The sequence below is a fragment of the Bordetella genomosp. 13 genome (assembly GCF_002119665.1).
In the GTDB taxonomy this organism is placed as follows: domain Bacteria; phylum Pseudomonadota; class Gammaproteobacteria; order Burkholderiales; family Burkholderiaceae_B; genus Bordetella.
This window is the reverse complement of the sequence record NZ_CP021111.1, coordinates 2,394,086-2,418,372: the sequence shown is the minus strand read 5'-3', so window position 1 is coordinate 2,418,372 and position 24,287 is coordinate 2,394,086. Positions and strand designations below refer to the sequence as shown.

General features: G+C 68.7%; 22 protein-coding genes. 19 read left to right on the top strand and 3 right to left on the bottom strand.

The annotated features are described in order from the left end of the window. Positions 1-5: 5 nt before the first annotated feature. Entirely contained in the window at positions 6-1,022 is a 1,017-nt protein-coding gene (locus tag CAL15_RS10965; protein ID WP_086078623.1) for an acyl-CoA dehydrogenase family protein, read from the bottom strand. 23 nt (positions 1,023-1,045) lie between these two features. Beyond that, on the bottom strand, positions 1,046-2,200 hold the full coding sequence (locus CAL15_RS10960) for an acyl-CoA dehydrogenase family protein (RefSeq protein ID WP_086078622.1): 1,155 nt from the start codon (positions 2,198-2,200) through the stop codon (positions 1,046-1,048). A 202-nt stretch (positions 2,201-2,402) separates the two neighbouring features. On the opposite strand from CAL15_RS10960, the gene CAL15_RS10955 reads away from it, so the two are divergent. Next, positions 2,403-3,584 carry an acetyl-CoA C-acyltransferase family protein gene (locus CAL15_RS10955; RefSeq protein ID WP_086078621.1) on the top strand — a complete coding sequence of 394 codons (1,182 nt, stop codon included), beginning with the start codon at positions 2,403-2,405 and terminating at the stop codon, positions 3,582-3,584. Between the two features lie 56 nt (positions 3,585-3,640). Here the strand turns inward: CAL15_RS10955 and CAL15_RS10950 are convergent, their stop codons facing one another. Next, positions 3,641-4,378: an IclR family transcriptional regulator gene (locus CAL15_RS10950; RefSeq protein ID WP_198299202.1), complete on the bottom strand. Its 738-nt coding sequence runs from the start codon at positions 4,376-4,378 to the stop codon at positions 3,641-3,643. A 145-nt stretch (positions 4,379-4,523) separates the two neighbouring features. On the opposite strand from CAL15_RS10950, the gene CAL15_RS10945 reads away from it, so the two are divergent. From CAL15_RS10945 to CAL15_RS10860, 18 genes are all read left to right on the top strand, one after another. Next, positions 4,524-5,327, top strand: coding sequence for an enoyl-CoA hydratase (locus tag CAL15_RS10945; protein WP_086078619.1), 804 nt, complete (start codon positions 4,524-4,526; stop codon positions 5,325-5,327). Next, complete coding sequence (locus CAL15_RS10940; RefSeq protein ID WP_086078618.1) at positions 5,324-7,405, top strand: acetate--CoA ligase family protein; 2,082 nt, start codon at positions 5,324-5,326, stop codon at positions 7,403-7,405. The genes CAL15_RS10945 and CAL15_RS10940 overlap by 4 nt, the downstream gene beginning before the upstream one ends. Positions 7,406-7,445: 40 nt before the next feature. Then, on the top strand, positions 7,446-8,414 hold the full coding sequence (locus CAL15_RS10935; protein ID WP_086078617.1) for a Bug family tripartite tricarboxylate transporter substrate binding protein: 969 nt from the start codon (positions 7,446-7,448) through the stop codon (positions 8,412-8,414). A 5-nt stretch (positions 8,415-8,419) separates the two neighbouring features. Next, entirely contained in the window at positions 8,420-9,619 is a 1,200-nt protein-coding gene (locus tag CAL15_RS10930) for an acyl-CoA dehydrogenase family protein (protein WP_232468180.1), read from the top strand. A 5-nt stretch (positions 9,620-9,624) separates the two neighbouring features. Then, a complete protein-coding gene (locus tag CAL15_RS10925) occupies positions 9,625-10,659 on the top strand; it encodes an acyl-CoA dehydrogenase family protein (RefSeq protein WP_086078616.1) in 1,035 nt (344 codons plus the stop codon). 31 nt (positions 10,660-10,690) lie between these two features. Continuing rightward, entirely contained in the window at positions 10,691-11,470 is a 780-nt protein-coding gene (locus CAL15_RS10920; RefSeq protein ID WP_086078615.1) for a spermidine synthase, read from the top strand. Positions 11,471-11,621: 151 nt separating this feature from the next. Then, the gene (locus CAL15_RS10915) at positions 11,622-12,467 is read left to right on the top strand and encodes a GntR family transcriptional regulator (RefSeq protein ID WP_086081038.1); all 846 of its coding nucleotides are present in this window, start codon (positions 11,622-11,624) and stop codon (positions 12,465-12,467) included. Beyond that, on the top strand, positions 12,418-13,731 hold the full coding sequence (locus CAL15_RS10910) for a malonyl-CoA decarboxylase domain-containing protein (protein ID WP_198299201.1): 1,314 nt from the start codon (positions 12,418-12,420) through the stop codon (positions 13,729-13,731). Before CAL15_RS10915 ends, CAL15_RS10910 begins: the two co-directional genes overlap by 50 nt. Then, the gene (locus tag CAL15_RS10905; protein ID WP_086078614.1) at positions 13,728-14,531 is read left to right on the top strand and encodes an enoyl-CoA hydratase/isomerase family protein; all 804 of its coding nucleotides are present in this window, start codon (positions 13,728-13,730) and stop codon (positions 14,529-14,531) included. The genes CAL15_RS10910 and CAL15_RS10905 overlap by 4 nt, the downstream gene beginning before the upstream one ends. Positions 14,532-14,536: 5 nt before the next feature. After that, positions 14,537-16,078 carry a malonate--CoA ligase gene (locus CAL15_RS10900; protein ID WP_086078613.1) on the top strand — a complete coding sequence of 514 codons (1,542 nt, stop codon included), beginning with the start codon at positions 14,537-14,539 and terminating at the stop codon, positions 16,076-16,078. Positions 16,079-16,295: 217 nt separating this feature from the next. Beyond that, on the top strand, positions 16,296-17,273 hold the full coding sequence (locus tag CAL15_RS10895) for a Bug family tripartite tricarboxylate transporter substrate binding protein (RefSeq protein WP_086078612.1): 978 nt from the start codon (positions 16,296-16,298) through the stop codon (positions 17,271-17,273). A gap of 145 nt (positions 17,274-17,418) precedes the next feature. Then, positions 17,419-17,946, top strand: a complete 528-nt coding sequence (gene sodC, locus CAL15_RS10890) for a superoxide dismutase family protein (RefSeq protein ID WP_086078611.1) — start codon at positions 17,419-17,421, stop codon at positions 17,944-17,946. Between the two features lie 171 nt (positions 17,947-18,117). After that, positions 18,118-19,092, top strand: coding sequence for an ABC transporter substrate-binding protein (locus tag CAL15_RS10885; protein WP_086078610.1), 975 nt, complete (start codon positions 18,118-18,120; stop codon positions 19,090-19,092). A gap of 109 nt (positions 19,093-19,201) precedes the next feature. Further along, entirely contained in the window at positions 19,202-20,092 is an 891-nt protein-coding gene (locus CAL15_RS10880; protein WP_086078609.1) for an ABC transporter permease, read from the top strand. Between the two features lie 2 nt (positions 20,093-20,094). Continuing rightward, positions 20,095-20,889, top strand: coding sequence for an ABC transporter ATP-binding protein (locus CAL15_RS10875; RefSeq protein WP_086078608.1), 795 nt, complete (start codon positions 20,095-20,097; stop codon positions 20,887-20,889). A 110-nt stretch (positions 20,890-20,999) separates the two neighbouring features. Then, on the top strand, positions 21,000-21,581 hold the full coding sequence (locus CAL15_RS10870) for a DUF4136 domain-containing protein (protein ID WP_232468228.1): 582 nt from the start codon (positions 21,000-21,002) through the stop codon (positions 21,579-21,581). An 11-nt stretch (positions 21,582-21,592) separates the two neighbouring features. Then, a complete protein-coding gene (locus CAL15_RS10865) occupies positions 21,593-22,780 on the top strand; it encodes a patatin-like phospholipase family protein (RefSeq protein WP_232468179.1) in 1,188 nt (395 codons plus the stop codon). A 184-nt stretch (positions 22,781-22,964) separates the two neighbouring features. Then, a complete protein-coding gene (locus tag CAL15_RS10860) occupies positions 22,965-24,257 on the top strand; it encodes an efflux RND transporter periplasmic adaptor subunit (RefSeq protein ID WP_086078605.1) in 1,293 nt (430 codons plus the stop codon). The last annotated feature ends 30 nt before the right edge of the window (positions 24,258-24,287 follow it).

Genomic DNA, 24,287 nt, shown 5'->3' with positions numbered 1-24,287 from the left:
GCGTGTCAGTCCATGGTCGGGAAGAGCGCGGTGCGCAGGTACGCCAGGGCCGAGCCCTCATGGGCCGCCAGCGCGTCCGCTCCGATGCGCCCATGCCAGTAATTCTCGGTGCCGGCGGCGCGGCGCCATTCGCGCAGGCGGCGCGTGTACAGCTGCAGATCGTATTCTTCCGTGATGCCGATGGCGCCATGTACCGCATGGGCAATGTCCGCGACCGGACCGGCCGCCGCGCTGGTCCGGGCCTTGCCCTGCGCCGCCAGCAGCGGCCGCGGCGCCCAGCCGTCGCTCTGGAACGCCAGCTGCGCCGCCATGCGCGCGGCCCAGACCTGTTCGGCCATGATGCTGAGCTGTTGCTGTATCGCCTGGAACCGGCCGATCGGCTTGCCGAACTGCATGCGCTCGTTGGCGTAGGCTACGGTCATGTGCAGGACTTTCTCCATGGCGCCGGCCAGCAGCACCGCCGCGGCCGCCGCGGTCAGGTCCGCCAGCGAGCCGCCGGACATGAACTGGCTTGCTTCGGGCTCCCCGGTTTTCCAGTGCAGGTCGACATCCAGGCTGGCGTGTCCGCCGGATGGCGCGAGGACGGCCGATTCCACCGGCAGCAGCAGCGCGCCCTGCGGCAGCGCGGCCAGCACCCATAGCGCGGCATGGCCTGCGCAGACCGCGTGGGCATGCACGCCGTCCGCATCCTGCATGGCCCCGAAGGGCGCCAGCGCAATGGGCCCCGGCGGGACGGGATGGCCGGCGGCATGCAGCCAGGCGCGCGCCAGCATGGTCTGCACGAAAGGAGCGCCGACAGCGTGCCAGCCCGCGGCCCGCGCCAGCGGCAGCGTGTCGCACAGGCGCAGGCCGGCGCCGCCCGCGTCCTCGGGCGCCAGCGCATCCAGGAATCCGGACTCCTCGATTGCCTGCCACGCGCGGTCCCGGGCTTGCGCGTCGCCTCGTTCGATGGCGCGCAGCACCTCGGGAGCGTAGGCCTGCGCGAAGAGCCGCTGCGCGGCGTCGCCGAATAGATGGTCCATGTCGTTGGTCCGTGCGGTCGATGTCATCGCAGCCCCAGTCCCCGCGCGATGATGCCGCGCAGGATCTCGCGCGTGCCGCCGCGCAGCGAGAACGTGGGGCTGATCTGCTCGAGATATGCCAGGGTACGCAGCAGTTCGGCTGGCACGGGGCGTTCGGGGGTGCGGCCCAGCGCCTGCGCGATCAGGCCGGGAATGCGTTGTTCGAGTTCGGTGCCGAGGTCCTTCACCAGCGCCGCCTCGACCGCGGGGCTGAGCCCGCGGGCGAGTTGTCCCGCGATGGCCAGCGACGTGGCGCGCAGTGTGGACAGCTGAACGAGGATCTCGCCCAAGGTGGCGCGCGTGGCCTCGTCGTCGATGCGCGAGGCGCGGCAGTGATCCAGCCAGCATTCGACCAGCGCCATGCTGGAATACAGGCGTTCCGGGCCGCTGCGCTCGAAGGCCAGTTCGGCGTTGACCTGCTGCCAGCCTTCGCCTTCAGCGCCGATCAGGGCATCGGCGTCCAGCGCCACGTCCTCGAAGAAGACCTCCGAGAAATGCGCGTCGCCCGCGAGGTCGACGATGGGCCGCACCGTCACGCCGGGCAGGGTCAGGTCGATGATCATCTGCGACAGTCCCTGGTGGCGGTCCGCCGCCGTGCCCGAAGTGCGTACCAGCGCGATCATGTAGTGGGAGCGGTCGGCATTGGTGGTCCAGATCTTGCTGCCGTTCAGGCGCCAGCCGCCTCCCGACCGAAGTTCGGCGCGCGTGCGGATGCTGGCCAGGTCCGAGCCCGAGCCAGGCTCGCTCATGCCTATGCAGAAGAAGGCCTCGGCGCGGCAGATGCGCGGCAGGTAATGCTGGCGCTGACGCGGCGTGCCGTACTTGAGGATCAGCGGCGCGCTCTGGCGGTCGGCGATCCAGTGCGCCGATACGGGCGCGCCTGCCGCCAGCAGTTCTTCGGACAGCACGAACCGCGCGAAATGGCCACGCTGCGCGCCGCCGTACTCGCGCGGCAGCGTCATGCCCAGCCAGCCGCGCTGCGCCAGCGCCTTGCTGAAGTTCGCGTCGAAGCCCATCCACGAACGCGCGCGCCGATCGGCCGGCACGCCGGCCAGCTCGCGCTGAAGAAACTCCCTGATCTCCTGCCGCAGCGACTCGTCTTGCGCGGGTATCGCCGTGAGTTCTAGCGTATCGATCATGCCAGCTGTCCTGCCGTGATTTCTTGTGTGCCGACTATCCCCCCGGCCGGCGATGCCTGTCTAATATTTTTTTCGCGGCTCGCGATACGCTTTTGATATCGCCGGGCCGTCGGCGGGCGGCAGGCGCGTGCAGGTATGATGGATCGATACCGCGGCACCGCCGCCGCGCCAGCACACCGTATGTCGAGAGAGGAGAAATGCCATGAATGAAGTCATCGTCGCATCCGCCGTACGCACCGCCATCGGCGATTTTGGAGGGGCGTTGAAGGACGTTCCGCCCAGCGAACTGGGCGCCACCGTCATCCGCGCGGCCCTCGAGCGCGCCGCCGTGGGCGGCAACGAAGTCGGCCACGTCGCGGTCGGCCACGTCATCAATACCGAACCGCGCGACATGTACCTGTCGCGCGTGGCTTCCATCGGCGCGGGCATCGCAAAAGAGACGCCGGCCTTCAACGTGAACCGGTTGTGCGGCTCGGGCCTGCAGGCCATCGTGTCGGCGGCGCAGACCATCATGCTGGGCGACGCGGAGATCGCCGTGGGCGCCGGGGCCGAAAGCATGAGCCGCGCGCCGTACATCGCGCCCACGCAGCGCTGGGGCGCGCGCATGGGCGACGCCGCCATGCAGGACATGATGACGGGCGCGCTGACCGATCCGTTCGGCCGCATGCACATGGGCGTGACGGCCGAGAACGTGGCGTCGCGCTTCGGCATCAGCCGCGCCGACCAGGACGCGCTGGCCGCGGAGTCGCACCGGCGCGCCGCGGCGGCCATCGAAGCCGGCCATTTCCGCGAGCAGATCGTCCCCATCGTGCAGAAGACGCGCAAGGGAGAAGTCACGTTCGACACCGACGAACACGTGCGCCGTGACGTCACGGCCGAAAGCCTGGCGGGCCTGAAGCCCGTCTTCAAGAAGGAAGACGGCACCGTCACCGCGGGCAATGCGTCGGGCATCAACGACGGCGCGGGCGCCGTGGTGCTGATGAGCGCCGCCGTGGCCCAGCAGCGCGGCGTGAAGCCCCTGGCGCGGCTGGTCGCCTACGCGCATTCGGGCGTGGACCCCGAGATCATGGGCATCGGCCCGGTGCCCGCCACGCAGGCGGCGCTCAAGCGCGCCGGCCTGACGGTGGACCAGCTCGACGTGATCGAGGCCAACGAAGCCTTTGCCGCGCAGGCGTGTGCGGTATCGCGCGAGCTGAAGCTGGACCCCGCCAAGGTCAACCCCAACGGCAGCGGCATCGGCCTGGGTCACCCCATCGGCGCGACCGGCGCCATCATCACGGTCAAGGCTCTGCATGAACTGCAGCGCGTGGGCGGACGCTATGCGCTGGTCACCATGTGCATCGGGGGCGGGCAGGGCATCGCCGCGATCTTCGAACGGGTATAGCCGGCTGCGCAGCCGGGCGCGCCTTCCCGTCGCCGCCCGGCTGCCTGTCTTGACGATCAGCCGCGCGTCGCCATGCCGCGCGCCCACTCCTCGCACTCGCGCCGCAGCAAGGCGCCCATCTCGGCACGGCGCTGCGCATCCAGCCGATTGCTGATCGCGCCGAAACTGAACGCCACCTGCGCAAGCCCCGACACCTGCAGCGCCGCACCCACGCCTGCCACGCCAGGGGTGATGCTGTCCACGATTTCCGAATGGCCGCGGCGCCGGGTCTGCCTCACGGCCTTCGTCAGCGCAGCATCCGCCAGCCCTGCCTGCCGGTACGCGTCGGCATGGCGCGCCTGTATCCGCGCGATCTCTTCGTCGGACAGGCTGGCCAACAGCGCCAGGCCGCCCGCGCCCACGCCAAGCAGCCGTCGTTCGCCCTGGTCGATGGTGAAAACTTTGACGGGAAACGATCCCGCTTCGCGCAGCAGGCACACGGCATGGTCGCCTTGGCGCATCACCACGAACACCGTATCCCCGGACAGGCGCGCCAGCCTTTGCGCGAACGGCCGCAGTGCGTCCAGCAGAGGCATGCGGCGCAGTGCGGCAAACCCCAGCTGCATGGCTTCCACGCCAAGCCGGTAGCGGCGGGTGCGGGCATCGCGTTCGACGAACTGTTCCTCGACCAGGCTGCTCAGTAACCTGTGGGCCGTGGAGCGTTCGAGGCGGCTGGCCTGCATCAACTGCGGCAAGTCCATGCCGTCTTCCTGCTGGTCGGCCAGCAGCCGCAAAAGCCCCAAGGCCCTGCGCATGCTCTGCGTTCCGCCTGTCGATCCTGTGCTCATAATGTGGGATATGGTGTGGGAAATTTTTGTATTCTAGGAAGGGGTCTGCCTAAACTCAATCCTCGCAGCGCGGCTGAGGGCCGTGCAGCAAGACGACAATCGAGGAGACCCCATGGATTACGCCACCCTGGCCGTCGAGCGCTTCGACGCGGTATGCCGTATCAGCCTGGCGCGCGAATCGGCGCGCAATGCCCAGAGCCAGCAACTGCTCGACGAACTTGACCGCGCGCTGGAAGACGCGGCCTGCGACGAGTCCGTGCGCGTGGTCATCCTGGCAGGGCGCGGCGACCATTTCTCCGCCGGGCACGACCTGAACGAAGCACAGGCCAAGCGCGCCGATTTCACGGTCGAAGAGCGCTGGGCATACGAGTCCCGCCGGTACTACGGCTACTGCATGCGCATCTGGGACTTCCCCAAGCCCACCGTGGCGCAGGTGCAGGGCGCCTGCGTGGCCGGCGGGTTCATGATCGCCAATATGTGCGACCTCATCGTCTGCGCGGACGATGCGTATTTCTCCGATCCGGTGGGCCACACGCTGGCCGCCGCCGCGACCGAGGTGCTGATCCATCCCTGGGTGATGGGACTACGCAAGGCCAAGGAGATGTTGTATACGGGTGAGCGCATCCTGGCCGAAGAGGCCTTGCGCATCGGCATGGTCAACCGGGTCGTGCCCAGGGGCGAACTGGAGGATGCCGCGCTGGCCCTGGCGCGCCGCATCGCTGAGGCGCCGCCCTTCGGCCTGGCGCTGACCAAGCGCTCGCTGAACCGCACCGCGGACGCGCAGGGGTTCCGTACGGCCCTGGCCGCGCATTTCGACACGCACCAGCTGTCGCACATGAGCGACGAGTACCGGCGCGTGCGCGAGCGCGGACTGGCCCAGGCGATACAGCGCGGCAAGCGGGGCGAGGCGGCATGACCCGGCTCGAACCCCTGCTCAACCCGCGGTCCATCGCGCTGATAGGCGCCAGCGCCAACGCGGGGCGCATCGGCGGCATGCCGCTGGACCTGCTGACACGCTTCGGCTACCAGGGCATGGTGTATCCGGTCAATCCGAAGTACCAGGAGATGTTCGGCCTGCGTTGCTGGCCTGACATCGAGTCGGTGCCCGAGGCGGTGGACCTGGCAGTGCTGGCCATCGGCGCGGCCGAGGTGGTGCCCATGCTGCGGCGCTGCCACGCGAGCGGCGTCAGTGCCGCCATTGTCTATGCAGCCGGGTTCGCCGAGGCGGGAGAGCAAGGGGCCCGGCTGCAGGACGACCTGGAGAGTTTCGCGCGCGAAACCGGAATGCCCGTGGCAGGGCCGAACTGCATGGGCTTCGCGAATCTGAACACGCGGGCCTACACGGCATTCGCCTCGGTCTTCAAGACAGCCGAGCGACAGTCCGAGCCCGGCATCGCCAGCCTGCTGACCCAGAGCGGCAATGTGTGCGCAGCGGTGTATGCGCTGGCGCGCCAGCGCGGCGTGCCGTTCTCGCACTTCATCAATACGGGCAACGAAGCCTGCATCGATTTCTCGGAGTATCTGGAGTACCTCGCGGCCGACGACCGCACGCAGATCGTGCTGGGCTACATCGAGCAGTTGCGCGACGGGCCGCGCTTCGTCAGGGCATGCCGCGAGCTGGAACGCCGCGGCAAGGTGTTGGTTGCCCTGAAGGCGGGCATCACCGACAAGGGCGCGCATGCGGTCCAGTCTCATACGTCGGCGCTGGCGGGAGATCGGCGCGTCTACGCCGCCGCGTTCAGGCAACTGAACGTGATCGAGGCCGACGACTTCGCGCAGATGGCGGAGCTGGCGCGCCTCGCCATGCTGCGTCACCGCACGGCGGGACGCCGTCTGGCCGTGGTTACGATGTCCGGTGCGTTGGGCGCCATTCTCGCGGACAAGTTCATCACCGGCGGTCTCGAGTTGCCCGAACTGCCTGCCGCGTTGCAGGATGTCCTGCGGGCCGGCATCCCGGACTACGGCATGGTGGGCAACCCCGTCGACGTGACGGGCAACGTCGTCAATGATCCTGACTTCGTGCGAACCGTACTGCACGGCCTGGCGGTGTCGCCGACGATCGATGCCGTGGTGGTGTACGCGCCGGGCTACATGCTCGACCGCATGGCGCAGGCGCTGGCCGAGGCGGCCCGCGACCATCCGCGCCTGTTCGTGGCCATCGACACCGGCGCGGCGCAATGCCGCGAGACGCTGCGCGAAGCCGGCGTGGCGGTGTTCGACGATCTGGGGCGGGCCGTGTCCGCGCTGGTGCCTTACCTGCACTGGTGCGAGGCGCGCAAGCAGCGCCACGGACCGGTTGCGGGACAGCGCGACGTCGCGGCTGCCGTGCCGCTGCCCTGCGACGAGGCGCAGGCGCGCAGCTTCCTGGCAGGGCACGGCCTGCCTTCGGGCGGATGGGGAACCGCCGCCGATGCCGGCGCGGCCGTCGCGCTCGCCCGCAGGCTGGGTTATCCCGTGGCGCTCAAGGTGCTCAGCGCGGACATTGCCCACAAGACCGAGGTCGGCGGCGTGGCGCTAGGCCTTGCGGATGACGACGCAGTCGCCCGGGCCTTCGACACGCTGTTGGCGAGCGCGGCCGCTCATGCGCCGCGGGCCAGGGTGAGCGGCGTGCTGGTGCAGCCCATGGAGCGTGGCGTGGTCGAACTGATCGTCGGAGCCGCGCGCGACCCTGTGTTCGGGCCGGTTCTCACCGTGGGGCTGGGCGGCGTGCTGACCGAGATCTACCAGGACACCAGCCATCGCCTGCTCCCCGTCGACGAACGCACCGCCGCGCAGATGCTCGCCGAATTGAAGGCCTATCCCCTGCTGGAAGGTTACCGGGGCAAGCCGGCGGCCGACGTGGCGGCGGCGTGTCGCGCCATTGTGGCCGTGGGCCGGGCCATGCAGGCGGCGCCTCCGGAACTGGGAGAAATCGAGATCAATCCGTTGCTGGTCAAAGAAGCGGGACGGGGCGTCGCCGTACTGGACGCACTGATCCTGCCCGCACCCCGCTAGCCCCCCGGGCTGGCTTTTCACTACCAAAAAGGAGAGAGACATGATGAGAAGTCTGGCAGCAGGCGTGATCGTGGCCTTGGCTGGCGCGTTCGGCACGGCGGCGGCGCAGCCGTCCTATCCGGCCAAGCCGGTGCGCATCGTGGTGCCGTTCTCGCCGGGCGGCGCCACCGACATCATGACCAGGCTCGTGGCGGACAAGCTGGGAGCCAGGCTGGGCCAGCCGGTGATCGTCGAGAACAAGCCTGGCGGCGGCACCGTGATTGCGTCGGATTACGTTGCCCGCGCGGAACCGGATGGCTACACGCTGCTGATGGCGGCATCCTCGCTGGGCATCGCGCCCAGCATCTACACCAAGGTCAGTTACGACCCGGTGAAAGACTTCGAGCCCGTCAGCCAGCTGGCGTCGGTGGTGCACGTGCTCGAGGTGCATCCCTCCGTGCCGGCCAGGACCGTGAGCGAACTGATCGCCTATGCGAAGGCGAATCCGAACAAGCTCAGCTATGGTTCCGTCGGAACGGGCAGTTCGACGCATCTCGAGGCTGAACTGTTCAGCAGCATGGCGGGCGTGCAGATGTCGCACATACCCTACAAGGGCAGCGCGCCGGCCTTGAACGATCTGGTGGCGGGGCGGCTGCAGGTGATGTTCGACGCGTGGGCCTCGTCGGGCCCCTTCGTGAAGGATGGCCGGCTGCGCGCATTGGCCGTCACCACGGCCCAGCCCTCGGCAACCGTTCCGGACCTGCCGACCGTGGCTTCGTCGGGCCTGCCGGGGTATTCCGCCATGCCGTGGCTTGGCCTGGTGGCCCCCGCGCGTACGCCCGCGCCGATCATCGACAAGCTGTACGCCAATCTTGCCGAGATCCTGAAGCAGCCCGACGTGCGCAAGCAGTTCGCGGACCTCGGCCTGGACATCATCGGCAGCGAGCCCAAGGCTTTCGCATCATTCATCAGGCAGGACATCGACACATGGGCGAAGGTCGTCCGCGACTCGAACATCAAAGCGGAGTAGGCGCCATGCGACGCGATGCGACGGTGATGGCGCTGGTAGGCGCGGCCGACGACGGTACTTTCCGTACGGGATTGCGCCAGTGGCTGGCGCAGGCCTACGCGGAGTTTGCGGCGAGCTGGAAGGACGGTCCGCAGCCGCGCGTCCTGGCGTATCGCAAGGCCTGGGAGGACCGGTTGTGCGCCCAAGGCTGGTCCGCCCTGGGCTGGCCTACGCAGTACGGCGGACTGGCGCTGCCCCTGTCGCGCCAGGCCATATTCCACGAAGAGCACGCGCGCTGCGGCGCGCCGCTGGGCGTGAATCTGATCGGTCACGGCATTCTCGCGCCCACGCTGCTGCACTTCGGATCCGACGCGCAGAAAGAGCGCTTCCTGCCGGGCATCCGGACCAATCGCGAAGTGTGGTGCCAGGGATATTCCGAGCCTGGCGCCGGATCGGACCTGGCCTCCGTGCGCACGCGTGCCGAGCCCGACGGTGATGGCTGGAGGCTGAACGGTCATAAGATCTGGACGTCGTTCGCGGACCTCGCCCAATGGGCGTTCGTGCTGGCGCGCACGAATCTGCAGGCGCCCAGGCATCGGGGCCTCAGCTTCCTGCTGGTGGACATGCGTGCGCCTGGCGTGCGCGTCGAGCCGATCCGCCAATTGACCGCCGAGGCCGAGTTCTGCGAGGTGTTCTTCGAGGACGTGCGAGTGCCGCGCGACCAGTTGGTGGGCGAGGTCGACCAGGGCTGGCGCATCGCCATGGCCGCGGCAAGCTTCGAAAGAGGGACCTACTTCATTCCCAGGCTGGTGCGCTTCGCGCAGGAACTCGCGCAGTTGCGCCGCCTCGCGCAGAACCCGGATGCCCGCGGGCGCCGGCCCTCTGACGACGTCGGCTTCCGGCGGCAGTGGGCGCGCCTCGCGGTGGACAGCCACGTGCTGGCCCTGAAGTCGCAACGCGCCCTGGCCGCGGCGATGCGCGGAGATCCGCCGGGGCCGCAGGGCTCCTCGACCAAGGTGCACTGGAGCGAGGCCCATCAGCGCCTGCTCGAACTGGGAATGCACGTGCAGGGGCTCGATGCATGCGCGCCGGCCGGCATGTCGGGCTTGGCCGACGAGATGACGCACGCCTACCTCTGGTCGCGGGCCGAGACCATCCTGGCGGGGACCTCGGAAATCCAGAGGAACATCATTGCCGAACACATGCTCGGCTTGCCACGAGGGTAGACGCCATGAGTTTCGACCTGACCGAAGCGCAATGCCTGTTGCGCGACGCCGCGCAACGGTACTTCTCCGAACGCCACCCGGTGTCGCGCGCCCGCCAGGCGTGCAATGCGCCGGCAGCCGCTCGGCACGAACTGTGGAAGGAGCTGGCCGAACAGGGTTGGCCCGCCATGCTGGCCCCCGATGACTTGGGCGGCTCGGCGCTGGGCACCCTGGACGCGTGGCTGGTGGCCCAGGAGGCCGGGCGCCATCTGGTGGGCCTGCCGCTGGTTGCCAACATGGCGCTGCTTCCCGCCCTGTGCACGCAACTGGATCCCGTGCCGCCCGCGTTGCGCAACTGGCTTGCTCCTCTGGCTGCGGGCTCGGCATGGTACGCCATGGCCAGCCTGCGGTCCGATGGCACGGCTTTCGTCGAAGGGGCAGCCGCGGGCGCGCCTGTGCTGGCCTGCGAGCGCGTGGAGCCGGGCGTGCTGCGCCTGATGCGCTGCGCCCCGCTGTCGGGCTCTCAGGGCCTGGACCCGACCATGCCCGTGGCGCTGGCGCCTCGGCTGGACAGCCTGGAGGAACTGGACGTGGAGCTGCCGCCGCGCGCATGCGATGACGCCTTGTCGCGCCTGCGGCTACTGCGCGCGGCCGAGATGGTCGGGGCGGCGGACGCCGCATTGCAGGCCGCATCGCAGTACGCGACGCAACGCCGGCAGTTCGACAGGCCCATCGGCGCGAACCAGGCCGTCAAGCACAGGCTCGCCGACGATTGGATGGCGCTGGACGACGCGCGCCTGGCAGCCCGGCACGCCGCGCAGGCGCTGGACGAGGGCGCCGCCGATGCGGAACGTGCCTGCCTGGCTGCTCAGCTTCTTGCCGTCGACGGCGCAAGGCGCACGGTCCAGGGCGCGATACAGGTGCATGGCGCCATGGGCATCACCTGGGAGTGCGACGTGCACCTGTACCTGAAGCGGGTGCTGAGGCTGGCGGCGTTGCTGGAAGCCGAGATCACGCAGGCCGATGCGCTGGACCGTCTCTGGGACATCGCTGCCGTGTAGCGACTGCGCGGCGCATGGCTACAATGCGCCGATGCCGAAATCCCCCGCCCGCAACACTCCCGCGCCGTCCGACATGCCCTCGCTTTCCGAAGCCGACGGCATTCGCTATCTGCACTTCAGCACCGAATGGGTCCAGGGCGCGATGCGCATGGACGATCCCGCCGAATTGGTGCTGGAATACACCGCCCAGATGATGGGTTGGCTGCTGTTCCTCGATCCTCCGAAGCAGGCGCAGATCGGCATGCTGGGCCTGGGCGCGGGGTCGCTGGCGCGCTTCTGCATGAAGCACACGCGCAGTCCGCTGACCGTCGTGGAATGGAATCCGCGCGTCACGTCGGTGTGCCAGCTGTTCTTCCGGCTGCCCACGTCGCCCCGCCTGACCATCCATCATGCGGACGCGGGCCAGTGGGTGGTCGACCCTGCGAATTTCGGCACCTGCCCGGTGCTGATGGTGGACCTGTACGACGCGCAGGCCCGCGGCCCGGTGCGCGATTCGGCGGGCTTCTACATGGGGTGCCGGCAGGTGCTGGGCGAGGTCGGCATCCTGGCGGTGAACCTGTTCGGCCAGCACGAAAGCTTCGATCGCAATATCCAGAATCTCATCAAGGCGTTCGACGGACGCATCGTGCTGCTGCCCGAGATCGACGCGGGCAACCGCATCGTGCTGGCGTTCAGCGGGCCGGACCTGCAGGTAAGCGCGGCGGACCTGATGGCGCGGGCCGAAGTGGTTGAGTCGACATATGGACTGCCGGCGCGTCGCTGGGCGAGATCCTTGATGCAGCACGCCGTGCAGGGCGTACTGCATTTCTAGGCCGGCGAGGGCCGGTGTCGCCCGAAGGCCCCCCGCGCCGGCCCGGCACGACGGCCAAAAATAAATTTCCGCAGGGGTTCCCGCCGGCGTGGTCGCGTGCTAATGTGAGCTTTCCATAATTATGAATTATGGCGTTCACCGGCTGCCGCACATGACCGCTCCCATCATTCGTCAGGCGCTCTACCTCGAGGTCGCCGATCGGCTGCGCGACATGATCCGTTCGCGCTCGTTGGCAGCGGGGGCGTGGATCGACGAGGCCAGCCTGACGCGGCAGTTGGGCATCTCGCGGACTCCGCTGCGCGAGGCCTTGAAGGTGCTGGCCACCGAGGGGCTGGTGCGGCTCGAGCCCGGGCGCGGATGCTTCGTCAGCGAGCTGTCCGTTGCCGACCTCGAACAGATCTTTCCGTTGATGGCCATGCTGGAAGGCCGCTGCGCCTACGAGGCCGCGCTGAAGGCCAGCGCCGCCGACCTGCGCAGGCTCGAGCCCTGGCATCGCGCGCTGCAGGGGCACGCGGCGGCGGGCAGGGTGGACGAGTACTACGACACCAACGCCCGCATCCACGAGGCCGTGCAGGCGCTGGCCGACAATCGGTGGCTGTCCGACATGGTCGGCGGGCTGCGCAAGGTGCTCAGCCTGTTCCGCCACAAGAGCCTGGCGCTGCCGGGCCGCATCGACGAATCCTGCGCCGAGCACATGGCCATCTTCGCCGCGCTGAAGGCGCGGGATCCCGAAGGGGCGGAAGCGCTGGCGCGCAAGCATCTGCTGCGCCAGCTCGACGCCCTGCGCGAACTGGCCCGCTCCGACGCGTCCGCGGGCGAACCTGCCGCCGCGCGCATGGCCGCGAAGGCGGCCGCGGATGCCGCCGCCAAACCTGATGCAGAGGCCGCCCAGCCAGCCGCTGCGCCCGTCATGCTCACTCAAATCGCCCTTCCGGAGGCCGACGTCCATGTCCGTTCCCGAAACGCTCGCCCGCGCGCGCGCGCCGCGCGCACTTGAAGCAGCCAAGCCCGTTGCGGCGCCAGCCGAGGCGGAACCGAATGTCGAGGCCGGGGGGCTGATGGCGCGCATCAGCCGCCTGTGGGAGCGCGACCCGGTACCGGACGCGGCCGCGGTGGAACCGCTGCTGAACGCGCGCCTGACCGACGTGGCTGCCAACAAGCTGGCTCGCCTGTGGTGCGCCGGCTATACCGCCGCCGACGGCAAGCGGCGCCGCGCCATGCTGGGTGCGCTGGCGCAGGCCGCCGAGGCATGCCGCGAGCGCAGCGAGCCCTGCACGCGCATGTTCAAGCGCTTCAATGCGCTGCCGGATGGACTGCGCTTCCTGGTCGACCTGCGGGCCGACATGCTGCGCTGGCGCAAGCAGGTGGCGGGCCTGCAGCCGCTGGACAAGGAGCTGGAAGAGCTGCTGTCGGCCTGGTTCGACGTGGGCCTGCTCGAACTGCGCCGCCTCACCTGGGATTCGCCTGCGTCGCTGCTGGAGAAGCTGATCATCTACGAGGCGGTGCACGAGATCCGTTCGTGGGACGACCTGCGCCACCGCGTGGCGGGCGACCGCCGCTGCTACGCCTACTTCCATCCGCAGATGCCGGACGTGCCGCTCATCTTCGTCGAGGTGGCCTTCTCGGCGCAGATGGCCGACGACGTGCAGGCGCTGCTGGACACGCAGGCGCCCGCGCCCGACCTGGACAAGGCGCGCTGGGCCATCTTCTATTCCATCTCGAACACGCAGGCCGGCCTGCGCGGCATCAGTTTCGGCAACTTCCTGCTCAAGCGCGTCATCGAGCGGCTGCTCGAAGAGCAGCCTCGCCTGAAGTCCTTCGCCACGCTGTCGCCCATGCCGGGCCTGCGTGACTGGTTGTCGAAACTCTCCGCGCAGGAGGTCGAGCAGATCGTGCGCGAGGGCAAGAACCGCGTGCGCGCCGGCGCGCCGGATGGCGCGCGCTGGGCCGAGCGCCTGGCCCGGTCGGCCACCGGCAAGCCCAGCGAAGCGCTGCGCCGTGCCGGGCTTAGGCTGGCCGCGCACTATGTGCAGGCCATGAAGAACGGCCAGCCGGTCGATCCGGTGGCGCGCTTCCATCTGGGCAACGGCGCCCGCGCCGAACGCCTGAACTGGGCGGCCGACGTCTCCGCCAAGGGCTTGCAGCAGTCGTGCGGCATGATGGTCAACTACCTGTACGAGCTGGACAAGCTGGACGACAACCTGTCGCGCCTGGGGCAGGGCAAGCCATCCGCCAGCCGCGCCATCGCGCGCCTCGCATGAACGCCGCCGCAACGAATCAAACCGCGGGCCGCGTGCTGCTGCGCCGCGACGGGGCCGTGGCCCACATCACGCTGTCGCATCCCGGGCGGCTCAACGCCATCACGGTGGCGATGTGGACGCAGCTGCGCGAGGTGTTCGACGCCTTGTCGGCCGACGACAGCGTGCGCTGCGTGGTGGTGGCGGGCGAGGGCGGCAATTTCGCGGCCGGCGCCGACATCCGCGAGTTTCCGCGCGTGCGGCCGGACCAGGCCGGCGTGCAGCGTTATCACCGCGACGTGCTGGCGCCCGCGCTGCATGCGGTGGCCATGTGTCCGCATCCCGTGGTGGCCGCCATCGAAGGCGTGTGCGTGGGCGGCGGGCTCGAGATCGCCTGCCAGTGCGACCTGCGCATCGCCACGGACTCGTCGCGCTTCGGCGTGCCCATCAATCGGCTGGGTTTTCCCATGGCGCCCGACGAGATGCGGGGGCTGCTGGCCCTGGCCGGACGCGCGGCCACGCTGGCCATCCTTCTGGAAGGCCGCGTGTTCGGCGCGGCCGAGGCATTGCGGCTGGGGCTGTTGACGCGTACCGTGCCGGATGGCGCGCTGGAGGCCGCGGCGCAGGAATGCATCGCGGGCATTCTAACGGGGGCGCCCCGGGCGGCGCGCATCAACAAGCGGCTGTCGCGCCGGCTGCTCGACCCCGCGCCGCTGACCGAAGCCGAGTACCAGGATTATTTTTCATACGCGGACAGCCGCGACCATGCCGAGGGCGTGCGCGCCTTCCTGGCCGGCCAGTCCCCCACCTTTACCGGAGACTAGACAAGGTGAGCAACGCCAACCTTTATGCGGTGCTGGAGAGCGGCTTCCCCGCGGACCGCGGCGCGATCGCGCTGGAGACGCCGGACCTGCTCTACACCTGGGACGACATCGATCGTGCCACCGCCTGCCTGGCCAACCTGCTGGCGTCGTTGGGCCTGCCCAAGGACGCGCGGGTGGCCGTGCAGGTCGAGAAGTCGCCCGAAGCCCTGTTGCTGTACCTGGCCACGCTGCGCGCCGGCCTGGTCTATCTGCCCCTGAACACGGCGTATCGCGAATCCGAGATCGAGTACTTCCTGGGCAACGCCGAGCCGGCGGTGGTGGTGTGCTCGCCCGCCAACCTGGAATGGGTGAAGCGCGCCGCCGACAAGGCAGGCACCGCCCACGTGTACACGCTGGACGAGCAGCGGGGCGGCAGCCTGCTGGCGGCCGCCGCGGCCCTGCCGCAGACCTTCCATACCGTCCCGCGCGAGGCCGACGACCTGGCGGCCATCCTGTATACCTCGGGTACCACCGGCCGCAGCAAGGGCGCCATGCTGTCGCACGGCAACCTGGCGTCGAACGCCCGCACGCTGCACGAGTACTGGGGCTGGCGCTCCGACGACGTGCTGCTGCACATGCTGCCCATCTTCCACGTGCACGGGCTGTTCGTGGCCTCTCATGGCGCGCTGCTGGCCGGCGCGCGCATGATCTGGCTGCCCAAGCTCGACGTGGAGCAGGCACTGCGCTACCTGCCGCGCAGCACCGTGATGATGGGCGTGCCGACGTACTACGTGCGCCTGCTGGCCGAGCCCCGCTTCGACCGCGAGGCCTGCCGCAACATGCGTCTGTTCGTCTCGGGATCGGCGCCGCTGCTTACCGAGACCTTCAACGCCTTCCGCGAGCGCACCGGCCACACCATCCTCGAAAGGTACGGCATGAGCGAGACCGTCATGCTCACTTCCAATCCGTACCTGCGCGAAGAAGGCGAGCGCCTGGGCGGCACGGTGGGCAAGCCGCTGCCGGGCGTGGAGGTGCGCGTGGTGGACGACGCCGGCAAGCCGCAGCCGCCCGGCGAGATCGGCAACGTGCAGGTGCGCGGCCCCAACGTCTTTTCGGGCTATTGGCGCATGCCCGAGAAGACACGCGAAGAATTCACCGAGGACGGCTGGTTCAAGACGGGCGACGTGGGCCGCTGGGGCGGCGAATCGGCCGGCCAGCCGGTGCGCCCCGACTACCTGTCCATCGTCGGCCGCAGCAAGGACCTGATCATCTCGGGCGGCTACAACGTCTACCCGAAAGAGATCGAGACGATCATCGACGACATGCCCGGCGTGGCCGAATCCGCCGTGATCGGCGTGCCGCATCCGGATTTCGGCGAAGCCGTGGTGGCCGTGGTGGTGCCGCGCCCGGGCGAGCAACTCGACGCCGCGGCCATGCAGGCCGAACTGAAATCGCGCATCGCCAATTTCAAGGTGCCCAAGCGCATCCACGTGGTCGGGCAGCTGCCCCGCAACACCATGGGCAAGGTGCAGAAGAACGTGCTGCGCGAGACCTACCAGGCACTGTAGCCATTCCGGCCGGGGGCGGATGTCCGTCGGACGACGAAGCCCCCGGCCGCCCCATCAACCAGCAAGAGGAGTTTCATCCGCATTCTTTCCGCGACACCAAGGCTTTGGATGCTGCAGATTCATCGAACCGGCCTCATGCCCGCAGGGGCGTAGCCGGCCATATAAAACCAGACGGGCACATCAGCCTGTCCTGCGCTGTACCAAAGAGGAGACACCAATGAGACATTCCATCACCGCGGCCGCCGCTGCCATGACCCTGTGCGCTGCCGCGCTGGCGCCGGCCTGCGCGCTGGCCGAGTGGCCCGAGCGGCCGATCACCGTGGTCGTGCCGTTCCCCGCCGGCGGCGGCACCGACACCTTCGCGCGTCCGCTGGCCCAGCAACTGGGCATGCAGATGGGGCAGAGCGTCGTCATCGACAACAAGGGCGGCGCGGGCGGCACCGTGGGCGCCTCGTTCGCGGCCAAGGCCCGGCCGGACGGCTATACCTTCTTCATGGGTGGCGCGCACCACGCCCTGGCCCCCTCGCTGTACAAGAACCTGAGCTACGACATCCAGAAGGACTTCGTCCCGGTCGCGCTGCTGGCACAGCCGCCGCAGGTCATCGTGGTGAATGCGACGAAGCTGCCGGTCAAGGATCTGAAGTCGCTGCTGGAATACGTGAAGAAGCGGCCCGGCGAAATCAACTTCGGCACGGCAGGCAAGGGCAGCACGCACCATCTGGCCGGCGAGCTGTTCGCCATGCAGACCGGCGTCAAGCTGGTGGACGTGCCCTACCAGGGCGCGGGCCCCATGCTGTCGGCGCTGATCGGCGGCCAGGTCGACATGGCGTTCGACGGCCTCGGCTCGTCGGCCAGCCACATCCGCGCCGGCAGCATCCGGCCGCTGGCGGTGGCCGCCGCGCAGCGTTCCCCGTCGTTCCCCGACGTGCCCACCGCCGCCGAGGCCGGCGTGCCCAACTACGAGGTCTCGACCTGGTATGCGCTGTGGGCGCCGGCCGGCACGCCGAAGGAGGCCATCGACAAGATGACCGCGCAGGTCACCAAGGCGCTGCAATCGCCGAAGCTCAAGGAGGTCTGGGCCAGCAACGGTTCGGCCATTCCTGACATGACCGGCGCGGCCTTCGGCAAGTTCGTCGACAGCGAAGTGGTGCGCTGGGCCAAGGTGGTGAAGGACGCGGGCGTGACGCTGGAATGAGGCGGCCGTCGGCGAGGTCACCGGCGCTTACCGACTGTTAAGCCTGCGGCGCGCCGGCGTTTCTACACTTGAAGGCCTCTCACCCCGGCCCGCGTTGCGGCGGCATGGCCGCAGGCAGTGCGGGCCTTTGCGCAAGGAGTATGCGATGAAGACCATCCTGATGGCGGGCGCCGTGGTGGCTGCCGGCATGGCGGCCGGCGCGAGCGCCGCACAGACGGCGGTGGAGATGTCCTTCGTCGGGCCCAAGGGCGTGGAGCAGAGCGCCGGCAAGGTCACTATCCAGGACAACAAGTACGGGGCGCTGCTGACGCCCGACCTGTTCGGCCTGCCGCCCGGCTTGCACGGCTTTCACGTCCATGCCAATCCTTCCTGCGATCCGGGGCCCGTGGACGGCCAGACCGCGCCTGGCGGCGCGGCGGGCGGACATTGGGATCCGGACAAGACCGGCGCCCACAAGGGCCCCTACGACGACAGCGGCCACAAGGGCGACCTGCCGGCGCTGTACGTCGCGGCCGATGGCAAGGCCACCTATCCGGTGCTGGCTCCGCGCCTGAAGGCGTCCGACCTGAAGGGCCGCGCGCTGATGGTGCACGCGGGCGGCGACAATCACAGCGACCACCCGCAGAAGCTGGGCGGCGGCGGCGCGCGGATCGTGTGCGGCGTGGTGAAGTAGGCCGACCGCGTTTCTCCCGCACCGATTCAGGGATTTCCCCCGGCGCAAAGGCCGCGTGGCCCGTTGGACACGCGTTAGACTACGCGTCTCATGCCAGCATGGCCGGGTGGAGGTCCCGGCCATGTCCGCGCATGGCCATCATCAACCCCAGGGGTGCAAGGAGAAAACAGAATGCTGATCGGAAAAAAACATTTTCTGACGGTTGGCGCACTGGCGCTGGCAGCGGTCATCCATGCCGCGCCAGCCGTTGCGCAACAGAAGTCGGTGGCGGTCACCGCTATCGTCGAGCATCCGGCGCTGGACGCCGTGCGCGACGGCGTGCAAGAGGCGCTGAAGCAGGCCGGTTTCGAGTCCGGCAAAAACCTCAGATGGCAGTACCAGAGCGCGCAGGGCAATCCCGGCACGGCTGGCCAGATCGCCCGCAAGTTCGTGGGCGATCGCCCCGATGCCATCGTCGCCATCGCCACCCCGTCGGCGCAGGCCGTCGTGGCCGCCACCAAGGACGTGCCTGTCGTGTACTCGGCGGTCACCGATCCCGTCGCGGCGCAACTGGTCCCTGGCATGCAGCCTTCAGGCACCAACGTCACGGGCGTGTCCGACCTGCTGGCGCTGGACAAGCAGATCAACCTGATCAAGCAGGTGGTGCCGCAGGCCAAGCGCGTCGGCATGGTGTACAACCCCGGCGAAGCCAACTCGGTGGTGGTGGTCAAGCAACTGCAGGAACTGCTGCCCAAGGCCGGCCTCACCCTGGTCGAGGCGGCGGCGCCGCGCTCGGTCGACGTGGCCTCGGCGGCGCGCAGCCTGATCGGCAAGGTCGACGTCATCTACACCAACACTGACAACAACGTGGTCTCGGCCTACGAGTCGCTGGTGAAGGTAGGCAACGACGCCAAGATCCCGCTGGTGGCCTCGGACACCGACAGTGTCAAGCGCGGCGCGATCGCCGCGCTGGGCATCAATTACCGCGACCTGGGCATGCAGACCGGCCGCATGGTCGCTCGCATCCTGAAGGGCGAGAAGCCCGGCGCCATCGCCTCCGAGACCAGCTCCAAGCTCGAGCTGTACGTCAATCCGGGCGCGGCGGCCAAGCAAGGCGTGACCCTGTCCGATTCGCTGGTCAAGTCGGCCGCGCAGGTCATCAAGTAATAACAATCGTGGCCAAGGCGGCCCACCCGGCCGCCCTGGCCTGTCCTGCCATCACACACCAAGGAGGCGCCGGCTGGTTCACGAGACCGCGCCGGCCAGGTTCTCTTTCATGTCTCTCTTCTCATTGCTGGGCGCGCTGGAAATCGGCCTGGTGTTCGCCCTGGTCGCATTGGGCGTGCTCATCTCGTTCCGGCTGCTGCGCTTTCCCGACCTGACGGTCGACGGCAGTTTTCCGCTGGGCGGCGCTGTGGCCGCCACGCTCATCTCCTCGGGCACCGATCCCTTTTCCGCCACCATCGCGGCCACCTTCGCCGGCGCGCTGGCGGGCCTGGTCACGGGCTGGCTCAACGTGCGGCTGCGCATCATGGACCTGCTGGCCAGCATCCTGATGATGATCGCGCTGTATTCCATCAACCTGCGCATCATGGGCCGGCCCAACGTGCCTCTCATCACCGAGCCTACGGTGTTCTCGCTGCTGCAGCCTGGCTGGCTCAGCGACTACGTCGCGCGGCCGCTGATCCTGGCCGTGGTGGTGGTGCTGGCCAAGCTGGCGCTCGACTGGTTCTTCGCCACCCAGACCGGACTGGCCATGCGCGCCACGGGCTCCAACGGCCGCATGGCCCGCGCGCAGGGCGTGAACACGGGCGCCATGATCCTGGGCGGCATGGCGCTGTCCAACGCGCTGGTCGGCCTGGCGGGCGCGCTGTTCGCGCAGACGCAGGGGGGCGCCGACATCTCCATGGGCATCGGCACCATCGTCATCGGCCTGGCCGCGGTCATCGTGGGCGAAAGCATCCTGCCGTCGCGCAAGCTCGTCATCGCCACGCTGGCTGTCATCCTGGGCGCCATCGTCTATCGCTTCTTCATCGCGCTGGCGCTCAACAGCGACTTCATCGGCCTGCAGGCGCAGGACCTCAACCTGGTTACCGCGGTGCTGGTCACGATCGCCCTGGTGATACCGCTGCTCAAGCGCCGCCTGGCCGGCAAGAGGGGGGCCTGATCATGCTCAGTGCAAAAGACCTGCGCATCACCTTCAATGCGGGCACGCCCATCGAGACCCGCGCCCTGCGCGGGCTGTCGCTGGACATTCCCAGCGGCCAGTTCGTCACCGTCATCGGCTCCAACGGCGCCGGCAAATCCACTTTCCTCAACGCGGTGTCGGGCGACCTGCCGGTGGACTCGGGCACGATCCACATCGACGGCCAGGACGTCACGCGCCGGCCCGTATGGGAGCGTTCCGGGCTGGTGGCGCGCGTGTTCCAGGACCCGATGGCGGGCACCTGCGAAGACCTGGCCATCGAAGAGAACATGGCGCTGGCCCAGATGCGCGGCGCGCGCCGCGGCCTGGGCCGGGCGGTGCGCCCCGCCATGCGCCAGACCTTCCGCGATCGCCTGGCCACGCTGGGCCTGGGGCTCGAGAACCGCCTGACCGACCGCATCGGGCTGCTGTCGGGCGGGCAGCGCCAGGCCGTCAGCCTGCTGATGGCGGCGCTGCAGCCCTCGCGCATATTGCTGCTGGACGAGCACACGGCCGCGCTCGACCCGCGCACCGCCGACTTCGTGCTGCAGCTGACGGCGCGCATCGTCGCCGAGAACAAGCTGACCACCATGATGGTCACCCACAGCATGCGGCAGGCGCTCGACGTCGGCGAACGCACGGTCATGCTGCACCAGGGCGAGGTCGTGCTCGACGTCTCGGGCGAACAGCGCAAGGGCATGGACGTGAAGGACCTGCTGGCCATGTTCGAACGCGTACGCGGCGAGCAGCTGGCCGACGACGCGCTGCTGCTGGGGTAGGGCATGGGGGCGGGCGGCGGCCCGCCTTCGGGGAGATCGAGGGTCGGTTGCATCCTGCCGGCCTTCGCGGCATCATGTCCGGCGGCGCATCCAGGAGCCGCACGACGATGATCTCTCTGCTACGCAGCATGGCACTGTCCGGCGCTTGCGGCCTGTTGGCGGCATGCAGTTCGGGTCCTGACATCCGCAGCGACTACGATCGCAACGCGGATTTCGGCCGCTACCGCACCTTCGCCTTCATGCCCCACCTGGGCACCGACAAGTCGGGCTACAGCAGCCTGCTTACCGACCGCCTCAAAAGCGCCACGCGCGGCCAGATGGAAATGCGCGGCTACGCATACGACGAAAGCGACCCCGACCTGCTGATCAACTTCAACGCCAATGTGCGCGAGAAGACCGAGGTCGTGTCGCGGCCGCCGCTGCCTTACTACGGCTATCGCACCGGCTTCTATGGCGGCTGGCCCGGTTATCCGTGGGGCAGCGAGGTGCTGCAGTATTCCGAAGGCACGCTCAACATCGACCTGGTGGATGCGCGTCGCAGGCAGCTGGTGTGGGAAGGCGTAAGCGTGGGCCCCGTCGGCGAAGACGTGCTCGACGCTACGCCCGAGCAGGTCAATCAGGGCGTGGCGCGCATCTTCGCGCGCTATCCGTTCCGTGCCGGGGTGGCGGCGCCTCAATTGCCGGCCAAGTGAGCGCACCGGCCGTGACGTCTCGCGTTCATTCCCGGGGCCTGCCTGCCTACGATACGGTTGCCCTGGTCCTGCAAGGCGGCGGAGCGCTGGGCGCCTACCAGGCCGGCGTGTACGAAGGCCTGCACGAGGCGGGCATCCGTCCCAACTGGGTGTCGGGTATCTCCATCGGCTCGATCAATGCCGCCATCATCGCCGGCTCGCCGCAGGACGAGCGGGTCGAACGCCTGCGCGGCTTCTGGGAAAGCATCTGCCGGCCCACGGGCTTCGCCGGCCTGCCCTGGGGCTGGGGCGACAGTCTGGAAGACCTGTTCGACGGCCTGCCGTTCGGCTACGGGTCCGCGCCGGTCAATGGGCAACTGGCCGCCGTGCGCGCGCTGACTCAAGGCCAACCCGGATTCTTCACGCCGCGCTTTCCGCCGCCTTATGTGCTGCGCGATGCCGGTGCCGCCTCTACCAGCTACTACGACACCACGCCGCTCATCGCCACGCTGCGCACGTACGTGGATTTCGACCTGCTCAACCGGGGAGCCGTGCGCGCGAGTTTCGGTGCGGTGAACGTGCGCACGGGCAATTTCGCGTATTTCGACAGCACCCGCCAGCCGCTCGGGCCCGAACACATCATGGCGTCCGGCGCGCTGCCGCCGGGCTTTCCGGCGGTGGAGGTCGACGGCGAGTTCTTCTGGGACGGCGGCCTGGTCTCGAACACGCCGTTGTCCGAGGTGCTGTCGGTGCATCCCATGCGCGACACGCTGGCCTTCCAGGTAGACCTGTGGCCGGCGCGCGGCGTCGTGCCGTCCGACATGCTCGAAGTGGGGCAGCGCCAGAAGGACATCCTCTATTCGAGCCGTACACGTAGAGTTACGGACAATTACCGCAGGATACTGAAGCTGCGGCGCGGCCTGCAGAAGCTGCTGGAACAACTGCCCGAGGCCGAGCGGCGCAGCCCGGATCTGGCGGATATACGCGCCGAGGCGTGTACATCGCTGGTCAACGTGGTGAACCTCATTTATCAAGCCAAGCAGTACGAGCGCGAATCGAAAGACTACGAGTTCAGCACCGAAGCCATGCGCGAGCACTGGCGCGCGGGACTCGATGACATCCGGCGGACGCTGGCGCAGCCGCACGTGCTGAACAAGCCTTCGACAGAGTCGGGTTTCGTCAGCCATGACGTGCACCGCGCCCACGCCGAATCGCGGTAAAGTGGCGCGGGCAGCGCAGAACCGCGTGCCGCAAAGGCCCCGGATCTTGAAAAGAAGGGCCTGCTTTTAATAAAAGCTAATAATTTTCCGCTACATTAGCGGCCTTTCTGAGTACGCCCGGGCTCCCGGCTCTTGCGGCCGACGGCGCTGCGGGCAACACGCTTTCAAAAAGCATGAGGAATCGATGCGTCGTTTTTCCTATGAGCGTTTTTCGGCCCTGACCCTCGCGGCGGCCTTGTCCGTCGCTCTGGCGGCTTGCGGCAAGGAAGACCAGGCCGCGGGCGGTCCCGGCATGGTGCCGCAGGTCAGTGTGGTAACGGTCCAGCCGCAGCGCACTCCCGTCGTCTCCGAACTGCCCGGTCGTGTCGACGCGGTGCGCGATGCCGAGATACGGGCGCGCGTCACGGGCATCGTCGAGCACATCGCTTTCGAGCCGGGCATCGACGTCAAGAAAGGCCAGAAGCTGTTCAAGATCGACCCCGCCCCGTACCAGGCTACGTACGACCAGGCCGCCGCGCAGGTGAAGCAGGCGCAGGCCGACCTGTACAGCGCCAAGGTGCTGGCCGAGCGTTATGCGCCGCTGGTCAAGGCCAATGCGGTCAGCAAGCAGGAGTACGACAACGCCGTGTCCTCGTTCCGCCAGGCCGAGGCCGCGGTGGCGGCGGCGCGCGCCAACCTGACCAACGCGCGCATCAATCTCGACTACACCGACGTCACCTCGCCCATCGACGGCCGCATCGGCCGCCCGCTGGTCACCGAGGGCGCGCTGGTCGAAAGCAGCACGGCCACGCAAATGGCGCTGGTGCAGCAACTCGATCCCATCTACGTCGACCTGACGCAGTCCACCGGCGAGCTGGCGGCGCTGCGCAAGGCTTTCGATACGGGCAAGATGCAGCGCGCCGACGACGGCGCGCGCGTCACGGTGCTGCTCGAAGACGGCAGTACGTACGACCAGCCCGGCAAGCTGCTGTTCACGGGCATCACGGTGGACCCGTCCACCAGCCAGGTCACGCTGCGCGCCGAGGTGCCCAATCCGTCGCACCAGCTGCTGCCCGGCATGTACGTGCGCGTGCGCCTGGAGCAGGGCGTGGACGAGCAGGCGCTGCGCGTGCCGCAGCAGGCCCTGCAGCGCACGCCCGACGGCCGGCAAAGCCTCATGGTCGTGCGCGACAACAAGGTCGACCAGATCCCCGTCACCACCGGCAACGTCGTCGACAACGAGTGGGTGATCACCAGCGGCCTGAAGCCCGGCGACACGGTCGTGGTCGAGGGCTTCCAGAAGGTCCGTCCGGGCGCGCCGGTGCAGGCCACGCCCTGGAACAAGGGCGCCGGCGCCAAGCCGGGGCAGGGGCAGCAGCCGGGACAGCCCGGCCAGGCGGGACAGGCGGGTCAGCCGCCCTCGGCCCAGGGCCAGTCCGGCCAACAACCCGCAGCCGGACAGCCGGCTGGCCAGCAACAACAAGGCCAGAAGCAATGAGCGGCGCGCGGCGCGCCAGCGCGGGCAGTC

Excerpts from the sequence above, each read along its gene's own strand:
- CAL15_RS10965 (WP_086078623.1), bottom strand. The coding sequence starts at position 1,022 with ATGGACCATCTATTCGGCGACGCCGCGCAGCGGCTCTTCGCGCAGGCC.
- CAL15_RS10960 (WP_086078622.1), bottom strand. The coding sequence starts at position 2,200 with ATGATCGATACGCTAGAACTCACGGCGATACCCGCGCAAGACGAGTCG.
- CAL15_RS10955 (WP_086078621.1), top strand. The coding sequence starts at position 2,403 with ATGAATGAAGTCATCGTCGCATCCGCCGTACGCACCGCCATCGGCGAT.
- CAL15_RS10950 (WP_198299202.1), bottom strand. The coding sequence starts at position 4,378 with ATGCGCAGGGCCTTGGGGCTTTTGCGGCTGCTGGCCGACCAGCAGGAA.
- CAL15_RS10945 (WP_086078619.1), top strand. The coding sequence starts at position 4,524 with ATGGATTACGCCACCCTGGCCGTCGAGCGCTTCGACGCGGTATGCCGT.
- CAL15_RS10940 (WP_086078618.1), top strand. The coding sequence starts at position 5,324 with ATGACCCGGCTCGAACCCCTGCTCAACCCGCGGTCCATCGCGCTGATA.
- CAL15_RS10935 (WP_086078617.1), top strand. The coding sequence starts at position 7,446 with ATGATGAGAAGTCTGGCAGCAGGCGTGATCGTGGCCTTGGCTGGCGCG.
- CAL15_RS10930 (WP_232468180.1), top strand. The coding sequence starts at position 8,420 with ATGCGACGCGATGCGACGGTGATGGCGCTGGTAGGCGCGGCCGACGAC.
- CAL15_RS10925 (WP_086078616.1), top strand. The coding sequence starts at position 9,625 with ATGAGTTTCGACCTGACCGAAGCGCAATGCCTGTTGCGCGACGCCGCG.
- CAL15_RS10920 (WP_086078615.1), top strand. The coding sequence starts at position 10,691 with ATGCCGAAATCCCCCGCCCGCAACACTCCCGCGCCGTCCGACATGCCC.
- CAL15_RS10915 (WP_086081038.1), top strand. The coding sequence starts at position 11,622 with ATGACCGCTCCCATCATTCGTCAGGCGCTCTACCTCGAGGTCGCCGAT.
- CAL15_RS10910 (WP_198299201.1), top strand. The coding sequence starts at position 12,418 with ATGTCCGTTCCCGAAACGCTCGCCCGCGCGCGCGCGCCGCGCGCACTT.
- CAL15_RS10905 (WP_086078614.1), top strand. The coding sequence starts at position 13,728 with ATGAACGCCGCCGCAACGAATCAAACCGCGGGCCGCGTGCTGCTGCGC.
- CAL15_RS10895 (WP_086078612.1), top strand. The coding sequence starts at position 16,296 with ATGAGACATTCCATCACCGCGGCCGCCGCTGCCATGACCCTGTGCGCT.
- sodC (WP_086078611.1), top strand. The coding sequence starts at position 17,419 with ATGAAGACCATCCTGATGGCGGGCGCCGTGGTGGCTGCCGGCATGGCG.
- CAL15_RS10885 (WP_086078610.1), top strand. The coding sequence starts at position 18,118 with ATGCTGATCGGAAAAAAACATTTTCTGACGGTTGGCGCACTGGCGCTG.
- CAL15_RS10880 (WP_086078609.1), top strand. The coding sequence starts at position 19,202 with ATGTCTCTCTTCTCATTGCTGGGCGCGCTGGAAATCGGCCTGGTGTTC.
- CAL15_RS10875 (WP_086078608.1), top strand. The coding sequence starts at position 20,095 with ATGCTCAGTGCAAAAGACCTGCGCATCACCTTCAATGCGGGCACGCCC.
- CAL15_RS10860 (WP_086078605.1), top strand. The coding sequence starts at position 22,965 with ATGCGTCGTTTTTCCTATGAGCGTTTTTCGGCCCTGACCCTCGCGGCG.